This is a genomic window from Rhizobium sp. LjRoot258 (genome assembly GCF_964254185.1).
Lineage (GTDB): Bacteria > Pseudomonadota > Alphaproteobacteria > Rhizobiales > Rhizobiaceae > Rhizobium.
The window spans coordinates 1-15,906 of sequence record NZ_CAXUST020000001.1; the positions used below are offsets into that span (position 1 = coordinate 1).

The following is a 15,906-nucleotide window of genomic DNA, read 5'->3' on the forward strand; positions in this document are numbered from 1 at the left end:
ATGCAGATGAATACAATGACGGCGGATGCCCTGGATAGCGGGGACAATGAACCGCAGGCGTTTGGCTCTATTTGCGCTGGAGCGGCAGGGGAAAAGGGAGACATGAAGCATGGTGTACTTTTCGAGCGTGTCAGCGCCCGCCTGAAGGCGCAAGTCGGTCCGGATGTCTTTGCAAGCTGGTTTGCGCGGCTGAAGCTGCATTCGGTTTCCAAGAGCGTCGTGCGCCTGACGGTGCCGACAACTTTTCTGAAGTCCTGGATCAACAACCGGTATCTTGAGTTGATCACCAGCCTGTTTCAGGCCGAAGACTCCGAAATTCTGAAAGTCGAAATTCTCGTGCGCACGGCAACGCGTGGCGTTGGTAAACCGGCTGAAGCGCCGGTTTCCCCAGAGCCTGTTGCCGCCGCGCAGACGCGCCGCCCAGCGGCGCAGCATGCCGGCCAGATTGCGCAGCAAGCGGTATCGTCCGCAGCCGCTGCCCGTCCGGCGACTGCCGGCCAGCCGCTCTTCGGCTCGCCGCTGGACTCCCGCTTCACCTTCGACACCTTTGTTGAGGGCAGCTCCAACCGCGTAGCACTTGCTGCTGCCAGGACGATTGCCGAAGCCGGGCAGGGCGCTGTCCGCTTCAATCCGCTCTTCGTCCATTCCAGCGTCGGCCTCGGCAAGTCGCATCTTCTGCAGGCGATCGCCAATGCCGCGGTTCAGAACCCGCGCGCCCTGCGCGTCGTCTATCTGACGGCAGAGTATTTCATGTGGCGTTTCGCAACAGCGATCCGTGACAATGATGCTTTGACCCTGAAGGACTCGTTGCGCAACATCGACCTTCTGATCATCGACGACATGCAGTTCCTGCAGGGCAAGATGATCCAGCACGAGTTCTGCCACCTGCTGAACATGCTGCTCGACAGCGCCAAGCAGGTCGTGGTCGCTGCCGACCGCGCTCCCTGGGAGCTGGAATCGCTCGATCCACGCGTCCGCTCGCGTTTGCAGGGCGGTGTGGCCATTGAGCTCGACGCGCCGGACTACGAGATGCGTCTCGAGATCCTGAAGCGTCGCCTCACCGCTGCTCGCGTCGAGGACCCGTCTCTGGAAATCCCGACCGAACTGCTGAACCATGTTGCGCGCAACATCACGGCAAGCGGCCGCGAGCTGGAAGGTGCTTTCAACCAGCTGCTTTTCCGCCGCTCCTTCGAGCCGAACCTGACGGTCGAGCGCGTCGATGAGCTGCTTGCTCATCTCGTTGGCTCGGGCGAGCCGCGCCGTGTCCGCATCGAGGACATCCAGCGCATCGTCGCACGGCACTATAACGTGTCGCGCCAGGAGTTGGTCTCGAACCGCCGCACCCGCGTCATCGTCAAGCCGCGCCAGATCGCCATGTATCTGTCGAAGACGCTGACGCCGCGGTCCTTCCCGGAAATCGGCCGTCGCTTCGGCGGTCGCGATCATACGACCGTGCTGCACGCCGTGCGCAAGATCGAGGAGCTGATCGCCGGCGACACCAAGCTCTCGCATGAGATCGAGTTGCTGAAGCGCCTGATCAACGAATAGTCGGGCAATCTTCTGTGCACGTTTGACGGCCGGGCATTGCTCCGGCCGTTTTCTTTTGCGCACAATCTTCTGTACGCTGGAGTGGCGCAAATGTGCCGCGTGGCACGGGGGGAGCCGATGAGTTTCGACAGGATCGCTGTTCTCGGACTGGGCAAGATCGGGCGGTTGGCTGCAACGCTTCTGCATGAGGGGGGGGTCGACGTTCTAGGCGTCGACCTGCAGGCACCGACGGAAAGCCTGCCGTTCGAATGCAGGAGTGGCGACATCTCCGATCCCGCCGTCATCGGTGAACTGTTGTTGAGCGTTGAGGCCGTGCTTTCCTGCCTGCCCTATCACCTCAACATCGGCCTTGCGCGCGCCGCCCACGTCGCAGGGATCCACTACTTCGATCTGACCGAAGACGTGCCGACGACAAACTTCATCATCGAACTGTCCAAGACGGCGCGCGGCCTGATGGCGCCGCAATGTGGCTTGGCCCCCGGCTTCGTCGGCATTGTCGGATCGAGCCTTGCGGACGGCTTCGACAAATGCCGCTCCATTCGAATGCGGGTCGGCGCTCTGCCGCAGCACCCGACAGGGCTCCTCGGCTACGCTTTCAACTGGTCACCCGAAGGCGTTGTCAACGAATATCTAAACGACTGCGAAGTGATCGAGGGCGGCGTTCGCAAGCTCGTCTCGCCGATGGAATGGCATGAGACGATCTATGTCGAGGGCGTGAAGCTCGAAGCCTTCACGACGTCAGGGGGCCTCGGAACCATGTGCGATACGCTGCTCGGCAAGGTCGAGAACCTCGACTACAAGACGATGCGCTATCCCGGTCACATGGATCTGATGAACTTCTTCTTCCATGAGCTTTTGATGCGCGACAGGCGCAAGCTTGCCGGCGAAATCCTCACCAACGCCAAGCCGCCAGTGGAGGATGACGTCGTCTATGTGCATGTGGCAGCGGAGGGCATGGAGAACGGCAACCTTCGTCGCAAGGAATTTGTGCGCACCTATTATCCGATCGAGATAGCCGGCGCCCGCCGCACGGCGATCGCCTGGACGACCTCGGCCTCGGTGGTTGCCGTCATCGAGATGGTGCGCGACGACCTGCTGCCGTCCATGGGCTTCCTGCATCAGGAATACATTCCGCTGGAGATGTTCCTGAAAACTCCGACAGGCAGCCTCTTCAAGACGAGCGCGCCAGCTCGCTAAGTGGTTAGGCTGGTCCAGTAGGCGCCCTCGAAGGGAACGGCTGCGAAGCGCTCGTTGATCTCGGCGAGGCTGTCGGCCGGATCGACATCGCCAAAGAGGTCGGGCCTTACCCAGGAGGCCACGGCTTCGGCGGCCAGCACGTTCAGCGGCACGGCATTGAAGAAGTTCCACATGCCGTGCACATTTTTCTCGCGCACCGCTTTCAGCGGGGGCAGGCCGGGTGCCTTGACGGTTTCCTGGAGCGACTGCCGCGCTTCTGCGGGATCGACGCCGGGACCGATCGAAAAGACGGTGTAGGCGCCGCCCGGCGAGCCAGTGGCGATATAGACGTCCGGTTCCGCGGCGATGATATATTCTGCCGTCACGGGTCCGCCCTGTGGCGGCAGGTTCTTGTCCGCGATGTTGCGCCCGCCGGCAAGCGTGATCAATTCACCAAGGCCGGTTCGACCGACCGCCCAGCTGCCGCGCGTTATGCTTGGAAAGGCATCCATCAGCACGAGCGGCCCATCTTCGCCTTTCCCGACCGCCCTCGCGCCGATGCGGTCCACCCGCTTTTCGAAGAACTGAGCATAGTTTTCCGCTTGCTGGTCACATTCCAGAACGCGACCGAGGAGCCGAATGTCCCGCGGCGTGCTCTTCAGCGGATCGAGATTGAAATCGACAACGATCACGGGCACGCCGATCGATTCCAGATACTCGATGGCACGTTTGCCCTGCTCGCCTTCTGCCTGCCACATGCCCATGACGGCAAGGTCGGCCTCCAAGGAGAGTGCGGCTTCGAAAGACATGCCATCCGCCTGCCCATTGCTGACAAGCGGTACCTTGTCGAGGGCCGGAAATTTCTTGCGAAAAGCTTCGTAGATGAACGGGTTGTCGGTCTTCATGTCGGTCGCCCAGCCCGCCAGCAGGCTCACCGGATCCGGATGGATCAGCGACAGCGCGAAAAGATTGAAACCCGTTCCGAGGATGATCGACTTCGGCTTCTTCGCTATCGTCACCGTTCGACCGACGGCATCGGTCACGGTCAGTGGCCAGCGCGTCTCCGCCTTCAACAGAGCCGGCGCAGACGCCGCAGCGAGAAAGCTGCGTCGCGTCATCGTGGACGGGATCATTGCACGTTCCTCCGGCTGGGAAGAGCACAAAGCTTGCCACAGCTCTGGATGCCGGGCAGCATGTAGCGCAGGCAGCATATCTTCCGCCGGGCGACGCGCTCGCCGTCTTCCTCGACATATCGGACGCTGCCGCAAAGAGGGTTGACGCCCGGATCAACTACATGGTGCTGCGCGCTCGCCATCAACTCACCATGTGTAGCGCAGGCTGCCGATTACGGCGCGGCCCTGGTCGCGGTAGCAGAAGCCGGCCGAGCAGATTGGCTCGCGGCGGTCGAACAGGTTGGTGGCGTTCACCTGCAGGCTCAGGCCCTCGTATTTCTTGTCGAGCGCGGCGAAGTCATAGCTCAGGGCAGCGTCGAAGAGTACGCGGGAGCCGTTCTGCGCCGTGTTTTCGTCGCTGGTGTAGCTCTTGCCGAGGTACCGGGCACCGAGGCCGACGCCGAGACCGTCGATCGGACTACTCTCCTGAAACCTGTAGTTTGCCCAGAGCGAAGCCATGTGCCTCGGCACTGACGAGACGTAGTTACCGACTGTACCGATCGTGCCTTCCAGAATCTCGGCATCGGTGAAGGTGTAGGACGCAACCAGTGACAAGCCGTTGTCGAGACTCGTGTTCGCTTCGATCTCGAAGCCCCGGGAGCGAATCTTGCCGCGCTGCACCTGTATGTTTTCCGGCCCGGTCGGCAGGTTCACAACCTCGTAGTAGAGGCTGTTTTTCTGGTCGATATTGAACAGCGCTGCCGTGATCAGCGTATTGCTATCAGGCAGCAGGTACTTGACGCCGATCTCCTCCTGCTCGCTTTCCGTCGCCTCGAAGGGTTGGCCGGTCTCTTTGTTGATGCCAGCATTTGGTGCGAAAGCGGTCGAGTAACTGGCATAAGGTACAACGCCGAAATCCGTTTGGTAGGCTAGGCCGATGCGGCCGGAGAATGCCCTGTCCTTTTGCGAGATCGTGGTCAGCGCATTCGTGTTGAGGTCGGTATTGTCGGTGTCCGTGGAGACCCAGTCGTAGCGACCACCGACGGTCAGTATCCATGCGTCATAGCGGATCTGGTCCTGCAGATAGGTGCCGACCTGCCACTGGTCCTGGACGGAGCGCGTATCGAAGTCGATAGGAGCAACTGGAGCGCCTGCTGTCGGATTGGTGGTGTCGAGCGGCGGCGACACGCCACGGCCATCGAGCGAGCGCCAGCGCAGCCTGGTCAGGTCTAGACCTGCAAGCACTGTGTGGTCGACCGCGCCCGTTTCGACCTGAACTTCCAACTGATTGTCGATGACGAACGCCGTCAGCCGCTCGTCAAACGTGCCGGCGCTTCGGTCAATCAGGTTCGGATTGACCGCGTTCGGCGCGTAGGCGAAGGCCCAGTCGGCGTCGATGCTGAGCGTCGAAACGCGGGCGTTCTGACGGAAGACGAAGACGTCGTTCAGCCGATGCTCGAATTCGTAGCCGATACGAGCCTGGTTCTGGATCGAATCGTTGAAGGCGGGGTTGCCCGCGAAATAGTCCGTTACCTTGCCGGTTGGATCGTTGTAATAGGCCGCCGAGCCGCCGGTCTTGGTTCGGGAATATTCGCCGAGGATGGTAAGTTTCGTGTCCTCGTCCGGCTTCCACCTGAAGGCTGGCGCAATATAGACGCGGTCGTCGGGAACGCTGATCTGCTCCGTATTGGCGTCGCGATAGAGGCCTGTCAGGCGATAGTAGAAGGGGTCCTCATTGTTGACGGGGCCGGAGAGGTCGAACCGGCTCTGATAGCGCTGGTCGGTACCATACTGCAGCTGAACTTCGTGAAAAGGCTCTTCCGTCGGCCGCTTGGTGATGAGGTTGTAGAGACCGCCGGCACCTGTTGCCCCATACAGTGCCGAAGATGGGCCACGCAGGATCGAGACTCCTTCGAGGCCGTAAGGCTCGGTCTTGAAGAGTGACGAACCTGCGCCTGGCTGACGAAGGTTGTCGCGGAAGATCCCGGTATAGGTCACGTCGAAGCCGCGCACCGAGAACGAATCGAAACGCGGATCGAAGCCATAGGCGCCGACGCGTGTGCCCGGCGTGTACGCGACCGTATCCAAAAGAGTTTGCGGATTGCGATCCTTCAACTGCTGTTCGGTCACTGAGGAAATCGACTGGGGCACCTCGATGAAGGGCGTGTCGGTTTTCGTGCCCGTCGCGCTGCTCTTGCCGACATAGCCATCCGCCTGGATGACGCCACCGCTGCCGCCATTGACGATAATATCTTCAAGAACCGTCGCGCCATCCTGCTGCTGTCCAGCCGCATCCTGCGCTGCGGCCGGTGCGAGAAAATGGAGGATTGCCAAGCCAGTCAATGCCGAAGTGGACAGGATTCGCGAGGAAAATGGGAGAATATTCATTGGCTTATCATACCGGTCATGCGTATTTCAGGATTTATGTGGAGTTTAATAGTCAAGAAAAATCCCAAAGCAAACCCGTTTTTATGATTAAATTACTCCACTTTTTGATCGGCATGGCAAATCAGCCACAGTCAGGTCAGGCTTGCGCCTCCGACAGCAGCCACCGGCGGAAGGCGGCCGCCGCCGGCCGTTCGAGTGCAAGCCCGGGATAGACGAGGTGGAAGGCAAGCCGGCTTGCAATGCCAAGCGGGAAGGGTGTGACCACCGCGTCTTCCTTCAGGTCCCGCTCCAGAAACGAGCGCCGCATCAAGGCAAAGCCCAGCCCGGCTTTCATCGCGTCATAGGCTCCGTTGCCATGCATGAAGACCGGTCCACGCGACGGGTCTACCCCAGTCGCGCCGGCTGCCTCCAGCCAGAGCTGCCAGTCATGGCGATAGACGTCATGGATCAGTTGGAAGCCGGCGAGAGCGTCCGGCGAGGGATTGTCGCCTAGTTCCACGGCAAGCCTTGGCGTGCAAACCGGCACCAGCTCGTCATCCACGAGGCGTTCGCTGATCAGGCCGTCATAGCCGCCGAGTCCATGGCGGATTGCAAGGTCGATCCCGTCGCGCTGAAAGTCGAGCACGCGGTGCGACGCGCTGATGCGGACGTCGATTTCGGGATGCATCGCCTCGAAGCGTCCGAGACGCGGCACGAGCCAGTAGGTTGCAAATCCCGCGGTGCAGGTGACGTTGATCACGGCGCCGCGTCCGCGCGCCGTGATCGCCGCCGTTGCTTCCCTGACGAGGCGGAATGCTGCCCTGAGCGTCGAAAAATAGTCTGCACCCTCCACGGTCAGAGCGAGTGCGCGCGTCTTCCGCTCGAAGAGCTTGACGCCAAGCGAGGATTCCAGATCGCGGATCTGCAGACTGACGGCTCCCGGCGTCACGTTGAGCTCTTTCGCCGCCAACGTCATGCTGAGGTGTCGGGCGGCCGCTTCAAAGGCTCGAAGGGCCGAAAGGGAGGGAAGATAATCGCTCATGGTTTAGCTCAACTATATCATGGATCGAGAAAGACTCGTTTGTCGCGGGACTGGCATAGCAATAATATCAGCATGAAAGCCGCCGTAAAAGCTTCGTAGAGCTGAGCGATGAGCGAGAATAAATCAGGAAAAATGCGCCAGCACCGCGCAACAATCGGGTGGCGGCAGCCTGTACTGAGATGTAGACCGGTCGCAGGCTGACCAGGGAGAAGACGATGCAGCAGAAACAGATGGGCTTTGCCGAGTGGGGAATGTTGCTGGTGCTCTCCCTGCTGTGGGGCGGATCCTTCCTCTTCAACGGCATTCTCGTGAAGAGCCTGCCGCCCTTTACGATCGTCACGGGTCGGGTGCTGATCGCCGCGCTGGCACTGAATCTTATTGTGCGTGCGACCGGCCATGTCATGCCGCGTGACGGCAGGTCCTGGGCGGCCTTCTTCGGCATGGGCATCCTCAACAATATGATCCCGTTCTGTCTCATCGTCTGGGGCCAGACGCATATCGCAAGTGGCCTCGCCTCGATCCTGAATGCCACAACGCCGCTGTTTGGCGTCGTCGTCGCGCATTTCCTGACAGCGGATGAAAAGATGACCGGCAATCGCCTGCTCGGCGTTCTCGTCGGCTTTGCGGGCGTCGCCTATATGATCGGTTTCGACGTGTTGCGCGATCTCGGGTCGAACGTGCTGGCGCAGCTTGCGGTGCTCGGTGCTGCGCTCTCCTATTCCTTTGCCGGGATCTTCGGCCGGCGCTTCCGCCAGATGGGCATGGCGCCGCTCATTCCCGCTGCAGGACAGGTCAGCGCCTCCACCGTCCTGATGCTGCCGATCGCGCTCATCGTCGACCAGCCGTGGACATTGGCCGCTCCTTCACTGGAAACCTGGATGGCGCTGTTCGGCCTGGCCTTGCTTTCGACGGCGATCGCCTATGTGCTGTTCTTCCGCATCCTGGCGACCGCCGGGGCAACGAACCTGATGCTCGTGACCTTCCTGATTCCGGTCAGCGCCATCCTGCTTGGCGCAGCCATTCTCGGCGAGCAATTGCAGGTCAAGCATCTGATCGGCATGGCGATGATCGCAATCGGCCTCGCGGCGATTGACGGGCGATTGTTCGCTCTGGGGAGAAAGCGACCAGCCTAGCAGGCGAGATCGGCGACCACGGAATCGAGGATCAGCATGCCCGACGGCGTGCAGCGCAGGCGAGAATTGCCGATCCGCTCGATAAAGCCATGCTCCAAAAGAAACTCTTCACGCTTCGGGTCCAGGTCGCGGCCCGAAAGCTGCTGCCAGCGGGAAAGGTCCACGCCTTCCTTGAGACGCAACCCCATCAGCAGCAGTTCGTCGGCCTGCTCCTCATAACCGAGTTGCTCCGTGTCCAGCATGCCGTGTCCATCGCGCTCGACCAGATCCAGCCAGCTCTCTGGCTTCCGCTCTGTCGCAGTGGCAATCTTCATGGAGCCACGCGTCAGCCGCCCATGGGCACCGGGGCCGATGCCGGCGTAATCGCCGTAGCGCCAGTAGGTGAGGTTGTGCCGGCTCTCCGCGCCCGGACGCGCATGGTTGGAAACCTCGTAGGCGGGCAGCCCTTCGCCGGCGGTGATGTCCTGCGTCGCTTCATAGAGCAGCGCCGATTGGTCGCCGTCCGGAACGACAAGCTTGCCGGCCTTGTGAAGCCCGAAGAACGGAGTGCCTTCCTCGATCGTCAGTTGATAGAGCGAAAGGTGATCGACGGCGTAGGAGAACGCCTCCTTCAACTCGCGTTCCCATTCGTCGACGGTCTGGTTCGGGCGCGCATAGATCAGATCGAAGGACATGCGCGGGAAGATGTCGCGCGCCAGCTTGATCGCCTTCAGCGCATCGGCAACGTCGTGCAGCCGTCCGAGAAACTTCAGGTCGCGGTCGTTGAGCGCCTGGACGCCGAGCGACACGCGATTGACGCCGGCGGCACGATAGCCGCGGAAGCGTTCCGCCTCGACGCTGGAAGGGTTTGCCTCCATGGTGATCTCGATCCCATCGGGCACGTGCCAGTGCTTGGCGATACCGTCGAGAATGGCCGACACCGTGGACGGTTTCATCAACGATGGCGTGCCGCCGCCGAGGAAGATGCTGGTCACCGTCTTTGGCCCGCTCATCTGGCGCACCGTCGCCATCTCCTTCAGGAAGCCCGCGGTAAAGCGTTCCTGATCCACCGGCTGGTGGCGGACATGGCTATTGAAATCACAGTAAGGGCACTTGGCGGCACAGAACGGCCAATGCACGTAGACGCCGAAGCCGGGTTCGCCGGTATCGGGCAGAAGAGCGGCATAGCGCATCAGATCAGGCTGTTCCAAAGTGTCCACGTTTGCCCTTAGGCTTCCAGGCAGGTTTCGACGAAGATCTTGAAGGCGCGGGCGCGGTGCGACAGTGCTTCTGCGTCGCCGGGCTTCCAGCCGTGCTTTTCTTCCGCGCTCATCTCGCCAAAGGTAGTCTCATAGCCCTCGGGTTGAAAGACCGGATCGTAGCCGAAGCCCTGGCTGCCGCGCGGCGGCCAGACGACGGTACCTTCGACTTCGCCGCGGAAAAGCTCCGCGTGGCCGTCCGGCCAGGCAAGGCAGAGTACGCTGACGAAACGCGCAGCGCGCTGCGCCGGCTTCGAAGCGCCGGCCGTTTCCAAAGCCGCCTCGACCTTCTCCATCGCCATCGCGAAGTCGCGCGTACCGTCGGGTTTCTCCGCCCAGTTGGCGGTGTAGACGCCGGGATCGCCGCCGAGTGCATCGATGACGAGACCGGAATCGTCCGACAGCGCCGGCAATCCAGAGGCTTCGGCGGAGGCGCGCGCCTTGATCGTCGCGTTTTCCTCGAAGGTCGTGCCGGTCTCGTCGGGCTCCACGAAATTCAACTCGGCGGCCGATTTCGCCGTGAAGCCGAACGGACCGATGAGGTCCTGGATTTCCCGGATCTTGCCGGCATTATGGCTGGCAACGACGATGGTCTTCGTTTCGAGCTTACGCATGACTGTCCTATTCGATGCCCCAGATGCCGGCTTCGGCGCATTCGAGGCTGTTGCCCGCCGGGTCGCGGAAATAGATCGATCGGCCGCCCTGCGGCCAGGTGACTTCGGATTCGATGGCGACACCCTCGGACGTCAGCCGGGCTGCAATCGCATCGAGATTTTCCCCGGAAACGCGGAAACAGGCGTGTCCTGCACCGGTCGTGCCGTGCGGCGGAACCTGCAAGGAGGTGGGCGAGGGAGGCTTGATCGTTTCCTGCGGGTTGAAGATCAGCAACACCCCGGCGCCGCAGCGAAAGAAGACATGTCGGTCGCCGCCCCGCGAGATCTTCGAAAGGCCGAGAATGCCTTCATAAAAGGCTTCGGCCTTGTCGAGATCGTCCGCATAGAGCGCCGTCTCCAGCATGCCTTCCAGCATGTCGTTCATCCGGCGATGGCCTGCTTCTGCATCGCGACGAGCTCGGCGATGCCTACCTGGGCGAGGGCCATCAGCGAGGCGAATTCCTCGCCGGTGAAGGGCGTGCCTTCAGCGGTGCCCTGGATTTCAACGATGCCGCCGTTGCCCGTCATCACGAAGTTCGCGTCGGTCTCAGCCGAGGAGTCCTCGAGATAGTCGAGGTCAATCACCGACTGGTTGGCGAAGATGCCGCAGGAAATGGCTGCGACGTGGTCCTTGAGGACGCGCTCGACCTTGAGCATGTTGCGGCTTTCCATCCACTTCAGGCAGTCGTAGAGCGCGATCCAGGCGCCGGTAATGGACGCCGTACGCGTTCCGCCATCCGCCTGGATGACGTCGCAGTCGAGCGTGATCTGGCGCTCGCCGAGTTCCTTGAGGTCGACGACAGCGCGCAGCGAACGACCGATCAGGCGCTGGATCTCCTGTGTACGGCCGCCCTGCTTGCCGGATGCGGCTTCGCGCTTCATACGCTCGCCTGTGGCGCGCGGCAGCATGCCGTATTCGGCCGTGACCCAACCCTTGCCGGTGTTGCGCAGCCATGCCGGAGGCTTCTCCTCGATGCTCGCCGTGCACAGCACATGCGTATCGCCGAACTTCACCAGACAGGAGCCTTCCGCGTGCTTGGAGAAATTGCGCTCGAACGAGACCTTGCGCATCTGGTCGGTTTTTCTGCCTGAGGGCCGCATAGTATTCTCCTGAATCATGATGTCGAAGACCGCGAGCGGTTTTCAAAAGATCATGCGTGCTTATGTTGTTGAGAGCTTCTACGATCGGCAGCGTCCATTTGCAATTTCCCTTTTGCCGCTGCGGGGAGATTGGCTATATTTTGTCGGATCATCGTCAGCACGGGTACGCAAGGGTTCATGGAGTTCAGATCGACGTCGGTTTCAGATGCAGTGGCTGCGCTGGATGAACGCTCCAAGGAAATCTTTCGTCGCATCGTCGAGGGCTATCTGGAGACGGGTGAACCGCTCGGTTCCCGCAACCTGTCGCGTATCCTGCCGATGTCGCTGTCACCCGCCTCCGTGCGCAACGTGATGAGCGATCTGGAAGAACTTGGCCTCATCTATTCGCCGCATGTCAGTGCCGGCCGTCTGCCGACACAGGTCGGCCTGCGCTTCTTCGTCGACGCCTTCATGCAGGTCGGGGATCTCTCGGCCGAGGATCGCGCCAACATCGATCGCCAGGTGCGCGCCGAAAGCCGCGACAATCCGATGGAATTGATGATGAACGAGGCAAGCCGCATGCTCTCGGGCATTTCGCGCGGCGCCGGGCTCGTCATCACCTCGAAGAGCGATCCTGTTCTCAAGCACGTCGAGTTCATCCGCCTTGAGCCGACCAAGGCGCTTGCGGTTCTCGTCGGCGATCACGATCAGGTCGAAAACCGCATCATCGAGCTTCCGGCAGGCGTGACGTCATCGCAATTGACCGAGGCCGCCAACTTCCTCAACGCACACATGACCGGCCAGACGCTGCCGGAACTGCGCAATCAATTAAGTCGACTGAAGGACGATGTCCGCCTCGAACTCGATGCGCTATCGCAGGATCTCGTCGAGCGCGGCATCGCCGTCTGGTCGGGCAGCGCCGACGAGGGCAAACCGGCCCAACTGATCATTCGCGGCCGCGCCAATCTGCTCGCCGATCTCGCCGGCGCCGACGATCTCGACCGCCTGCGCATGCTGTTCGACGACCTCGAGAAGAAGGACAGTCTGCTGGAACTTCTCAACCTCGCCGAAAGCGGGCCGGGCGTGCGCATCTTCATCGGCTCGGAGAACAAGCTCTTCTCACTTTCCGGTTCATCGCTGATCGTCGCGCCCTATCGTGACGATGACGACCGCATTGTCGGCGCTGTCGGCGTCATCGGGCCGACGCGACTCAACTACTCGCGCATCGTGCCGATGGTCGACTATACCGCCCAGCTGATGACGCGGTTGTCACGCGGCTCGAAGTAGGAGAGCTACTCCGGGAGCAGGTCGCCCGAGCCGCCCATCTCTGCAGGCATGTCTTTGTATTTTGGCAGGCCGTCACGGATGTGCAGCACGCTTTCCTGATAGTTCACGTGCAGCGCTGGAGCGTAGTCAAGATCGGGCAGAAGTGCCGCGTAAACGTCGGTGACGCCCCAGGTCGGGTGCTCGGTGTAGAGATGCCCACCGCAAAGCTCGCAGAACTTCCGCACGCTCGTATCGGACCTCTGGTAGCCTTCCACGTGCTCTCCGCCTTTGGTGACATGGACAGCCTGCGGCTGCCACAGCGTGAAGGCGTTGACCGGTCCCGCCGACCAATGCCGACAGGAGGCGCAGTGGCAGTAACCCATAGCCACCGGGTCTCCGGTGACGACGATCTCCACGGCACCGCAGAAGCAGCGCCCCGAATACGTTTTTTGATCGCCCATGATCGTCGCTCCCTGACCTGGATGAGGTCGAAGCACTATTGATTTAGTTGCACCTAAAATGAAAGAACTTTAGCACGGCCAAGTCAAGCTAGACCCTGTGGGGTGGCCCGGCACGATTGCCTACAAGTCATGCTTTTCGGTCACGCAGACTTGATTTTTGCCCGTCAAAGCTCGATATCGGGCACATCCTAAAGGACATCAATCACCGGAGAACGTCATGACTGACGAAACGACGAAGAACGGACCTGACGCCGCCGCGGCCGAAGCCGCAGCGGATGCCGCCGCAAACGTCGAGAACGAAGCCGCCGAAGCCAGCGCAAAGCCCGATCCGCTGGAACTGCTAAAGTCCGAGAATACAGAGCTGCGCGACCGCTATCTGCGCCTTGCCGCAGAGATGGATAACCTGCGCCGCCGCACAGAGCGCGAAGTCAAGGATGCGAGGACCTACTCCGCCGCGGGCTTTGCGCGCGACATGCTGGCCGTTTCGGACAACCTGCGCCGCGCCATCGATGCGATCCCTGAGGAAGCCAGGGCTGCCGCCGATCCCGGACTGACGACGCTGATCGAAGGTGTGGAGATGACGGAGCGCTCGATGTTGTCGGCGCTTGAGCGCCACGGGGTCCGCAAACTGGAGCCGGTCGGCCAGAAGTTTGATCCGAACTTCCACCAGGCCATGTTCGAAGTGCCGAACCCCGATGTGCCGAACAACACCGTGGTTCAGGTCGTTCAGGCCGGTTACACCATTGGTGAGCGTGTTCTGCGCCCCGCCATGGTCGGCGTCGCCAAGGGCGGGCCGAAGCTCGTCGAACCCGAAACGAATTCCGTTTTCGACCAGAAGGACGCCTGATCTCTCAGGCGCCTGAAAGCCAATCTGAACCTCAGATGCGGGCGAAACGTTCGATCAGCAGATCGAAGAAGCCGTCCGCATCGACATCGCGCATGACCTGCGCATTGCGCTTGCGGTCGGTCACGTGCCACCAGTCGACGACGGTCATGCCGGCCGTCAGCTCAGACTTCACCTCGATCTCGACATTGCAGGTTCGCCCCTTGAAAAGCTCCGGCTTCAAGAGATAGGCGATAACCGTCGGGTCGTGCAACGGACCGCCGTCGGAGCCGTACTTCTCGACATCGAAGCGTTCGAAGAATTCCAGCATCTCGACCATGGCGATCGCCGGGCGCGTGCCGAGATCGGCCATGCGCTTGACGCGATCCTTTCGGGTCAGAAGCTTGTGTGTGACGTCGAGCGGCATCATCACGATGGGGATGCCAGAGCGGAAGACGATATCGGCTGCCTCGGGATCGACGTAGATGTTGAACTCGGCGGCCGGCGTGATGTTGCCGCCTTCGAAGAAGCCGCCGCCCATCATCACCAGTTCGCGGATGCGCGGGATGATGTCGGGCGCCTTCTGGAAGGCCATGCCGATGTTGGTGAGCGGCCCCAGCGTGCAGAGCGTCACCGTGCCTTCAGGCTCGTTGCGTAGCGTTTCGATGATGAAATCCACGGAATGCTGCGGCTGTAGCTGCATATTAGGCTCATCGAGAACGGGACCATCAAGCCCGGTCTTGCCATGCACGTGCTCAGCGGTCACCAGCTTTCGCGCGATCGGTTTGTCGGCGCCGGCAAAGACCTTGGTATCTGTCCGGCCACAGAGCTCGCAGACGATGCGCGCATTGCGGCTGGTGTAAGAGAGCGGCACATTGCCGGCGACCGTGGTGATGCCGAGCACTTCGAGCTCTTCCGGGCTGCCGAAGGCCAGCATGATGGCCGCGGCGTCGTCCTGGCCGGGGTCGGTGTCGATGATGATCTTTCTAGGGTCTGCCATTCCGATCGTTCCGTCCTCGTGGTGCGCGTTTTCGCGGCATGCACCATTTGTTTATATTCCCGTCGCAAATCGGCGCAGCCGGTACGGGCAGGTTTTGATGCGAGGCGGCGCTTGCTTTGTCAAGGTCGGACCCCTTGCGGGCTCCCTGCGAGCGGCGCCGATATCTGCCTTGCGTCCGCGTGAGGCAATTCCCATATTGGAAGCGTCCGGATGCTGTCTTTCAGGTCTGGCAAGGTCGCTTGAATCAAGGACTTGGAGACGATGAGCCGTATGACGCCTTTCGCGAGCCCCCTGCTTTTGGGCTTTGACGCCATGGAAAAGACGCTGGAGCGCCTTTCCAAGGCCAGCGACGGATACCCCCCCTACAATATCGAGCGCGTCGCCGCCGATCGCGCGTCCGGCGATCCGGAAAGGCTGCGCATAACTCTTGCCGTCGCCGGATTCAGCGAGGAGGAGCTCGACGTTTCTGTCGAGGAAAACCAGCTTTCGATCCATGGTCGCCAGATCGACCAGGGGGAGCGCGACTACCTCTATCGCGGCATCGCCGCGCGTCAATTCCAGCGGACTTTTGTTCTGGCCGATGGGATGCAGGTTTTGGGTGCTTGCCTCAAGAATGGGCTGCTCGCGGTGGATCTCATCCGCCCGGAGCCGAGCCGTATGGTGAAGAAAATTAACATTTCGGTCTCACAGTAGGACAACGGCGCAACTTGAGCCGTTGGTCCCTTCTCATGGAGGTACAGGAATGTTGATGAAAGAAGCCAATTCGCACCTGACCAAAACCGAACTTGCCGGTATCGGCAACGGCGAGGTCGCCTACATCCGGAAAATGCGGTCTGAGGAAGTATCCAGGTGCTTCCCCGAGGCACCGGATATCGATCCGAGCGTTGACCTCTGGGCGCTGTTCGGCGCCGATGGCACGCCGATCCTGCTTACGGACAACCGCTCCAGCACCTTCTTCAAGGCTGCCGAGGATGAGTTGAAGACAGTGAGCCTGCACTAGGGCAGGC

16 protein-coding genes and 1 pseudogene are annotated in these 15,906 nt (G+C 61.2%); 7 read left to right on the top strand and 10 right to left on the bottom strand.

All coding sequences use genetic code 11. The features are described from left to right. Together dnaA and ACSQ9D_RS00010 are read left to right on the top strand one after the other, a co-directional pair. The coding region (gene dnaA, locus ACSQ9D_RS00005) for a chromosomal replication initiator protein DnaA (protein ID WP_436280661.1) at positions 1 to 1,548 on the top strand (1,548 nt) is incomplete at its 5' end. A 117-nt stretch (positions 1,549 to 1,665) separates the two neighbouring features. Then, positions 1,666 to 2,745 carry a saccharopine dehydrogenase C-terminal domain-containing protein gene (locus ACSQ9D_RS00010; RefSeq protein WP_436280662.1) on the top strand — a complete coding sequence of 360 codons (1,080 nt, stop codon included), beginning with the start codon at positions 1,666 to 1,668 and terminating at the stop codon, positions 2,743 to 2,745. On the opposite strand, the gene ACSQ9D_RS00015 is transcribed toward ACSQ9D_RS00010, so the two are convergent. The 4 genes and pseudogenes from ACSQ9D_RS00015 to gcvA form a co-directional block, all read right to left on the bottom strand. After that, the gene (locus tag ACSQ9D_RS00015; RefSeq protein ID WP_436280663.1) at positions 2,742 to 3,857 is read right to left on the bottom strand and encodes an ABC transporter substrate-binding protein; all 1,116 of its coding nucleotides are present in this window, start codon (positions 3,855 to 3,857) and stop codon (positions 2,742 to 2,744) included. The genes ACSQ9D_RS00010 and ACSQ9D_RS00015 overlap by 4 nt on opposite strands. After that, positions 3,854 to 3,979: pseudogene (locus ACSQ9D_RS00020) on the bottom strand (siderophore-iron reductase FhuF); the annotation flags it as partial. The pseudogene ACSQ9D_RS00020 and the gene ACSQ9D_RS00015, both read right to left, overlap by 4 nt. A gap of 64 nt (positions 3,980 to 4,043) precedes the next feature. Then, the gene (locus ACSQ9D_RS00025) at positions 4,044 to 6,224 is read right to left on the bottom strand and encodes a TonB-dependent siderophore receptor (protein ID WP_436280664.1); all 2,181 of its coding nucleotides are present in this window, start codon (positions 6,222 to 6,224) and stop codon (positions 4,044 to 4,046) included. A 136-nt stretch (positions 6,225 to 6,360) separates the two neighbouring features. Further along, a complete protein-coding gene (gene gcvA / locus ACSQ9D_RS00030; RefSeq protein WP_436280665.1) occupies positions 6,361 to 7,245 on the bottom strand; it encodes a transcriptional regulator GcvA in 885 nt (294 codons plus the stop codon). Positions 7,246 to 7,460: 215 nt separating this feature from the next. On the opposite strand from gcvA, the gene ACSQ9D_RS00035 reads away from it, so the two are divergent. Further along, positions 7,461 to 8,378 (top strand): DMT family transporter, encoded by a 918-nt coding sequence (locus ACSQ9D_RS00035; RefSeq protein WP_436280666.1) that lies wholly within the window; start codon positions 7,461 to 7,463, stop codon positions 8,376 to 8,378. Here ACSQ9D_RS00035 and hemW read toward each other — a convergent pair. Genes hemW through rph form a run of 4 tightly spaced genes read right to left on the bottom strand, consistent with a single transcriptional unit; the run spans position 8,375 to position 11,370 of the window. Then, positions 8,375 to 9,550: a radical SAM family heme chaperone HemW gene (hemW, locus tag ACSQ9D_RS00040; RefSeq protein ID WP_436283738.1), complete on the bottom strand. Its 1,176-nt coding sequence runs from the start codon at positions 9,548 to 9,550 to the stop codon at positions 8,375 to 8,377. The two genes, ACSQ9D_RS00035 and hemW, sit on opposite strands and share 4 nt — an antisense overlap. 35 nt (positions 9,551 to 9,585) lie before the next feature. Further along, positions 9,586 to 10,230: an RdgB/HAM1 family non-canonical purine NTP pyrophosphatase gene (gene rdgB / locus ACSQ9D_RS00045; RefSeq protein ID WP_436280667.1), complete on the bottom strand. Its 645-nt coding sequence runs from the start codon at positions 10,228 to 10,230 to the stop codon at positions 9,586 to 9,588. A gap of 7 nt (positions 10,231 to 10,237) precedes the next feature. Continuing rightward, the gene (locus ACSQ9D_RS00050; protein WP_037114772.1) at positions 10,238 to 10,654 is read right to left on the bottom strand and encodes a VOC family protein; all 417 of its coding nucleotides are present in this window, start codon (positions 10,652 to 10,654) and stop codon (positions 10,238 to 10,240) included. Beyond that, positions 10,651 to 11,370: a ribonuclease PH gene (gene rph / locus ACSQ9D_RS00055; RefSeq protein ID WP_436280668.1), complete on the bottom strand. Its 720-nt coding sequence runs from the start codon at positions 11,368 to 11,370 to the stop codon at positions 10,651 to 10,653. The genes ACSQ9D_RS00050 and rph overlap by 4 nt, the downstream gene beginning before the upstream one ends. A 177-nt stretch (positions 11,371 to 11,547) precedes the next feature. Here rph and hrcA point away from each other — a divergent pair, with 177 nt between their 5' ends. Then, positions 11,548 to 12,636, top strand: a complete 1,089-nt coding sequence (hrcA, locus tag ACSQ9D_RS00060; RefSeq protein WP_072371525.1) for a heat-inducible transcriptional repressor HrcA — start codon at positions 11,548 to 11,550, stop codon at positions 12,634 to 12,636. 5 nt (positions 12,637 to 12,641) lie between these two features. On the opposite strand, the gene ACSQ9D_RS00065 is transcribed toward hrcA, so the two are convergent. Continuing rightward, positions 12,642 to 13,076 carry a GFA family protein gene (locus ACSQ9D_RS00065; RefSeq protein ID WP_436280669.1) on the bottom strand — a complete coding sequence of 145 codons (435 nt, stop codon included), beginning with the start codon at positions 13,074 to 13,076 and terminating at the stop codon, positions 12,642 to 12,644. 217 nt (positions 13,077 to 13,293) lie between these two features. On the opposite strand from ACSQ9D_RS00065, the gene grpE reads away from it, so the two are divergent. Continuing rightward, positions 13,294 to 13,923, top strand: a complete 630-nt coding sequence (grpE, locus tag ACSQ9D_RS00070) for a nucleotide exchange factor GrpE (protein ID WP_436280670.1) — start codon at positions 13,294 to 13,296, stop codon at positions 13,921 to 13,923. A 31-nt stretch (positions 13,924 to 13,954) separates the two neighbouring features. On the opposite strand, the gene ACSQ9D_RS00075 is transcribed toward grpE, so the two are convergent. Next, a complete protein-coding gene (locus tag ACSQ9D_RS00075; protein ID WP_436280671.1) occupies positions 13,955 to 14,899 on the bottom strand; it encodes a nucleoside hydrolase in 945 nt (314 codons plus the stop codon). A 261-nt stretch (positions 14,900 to 15,160) separates the two neighbouring features. On the opposite strand from ACSQ9D_RS00075, the gene ACSQ9D_RS00080 reads away from it, so the two are divergent. Further along, on the top strand, positions 15,161 to 15,592 hold the full coding sequence (locus ACSQ9D_RS00080; RefSeq protein ID WP_072371517.1) for an Hsp20 family protein: 432 nt from the start codon (positions 15,161 to 15,163) through the stop codon (positions 15,590 to 15,592). Positions 15,593 to 15,641: 49 nt separating this feature from the next. Continuing rightward, positions 15,642 to 15,899 carry a DUF1150 family protein gene (locus ACSQ9D_RS00085; RefSeq protein WP_024314508.1) on the top strand — a complete coding sequence of 86 codons (258 nt, stop codon included), beginning with the start codon at positions 15,642 to 15,644 and terminating at the stop codon, positions 15,897 to 15,899. Positions 15,900 to 15,906 lie beyond the last annotated feature (7 nt).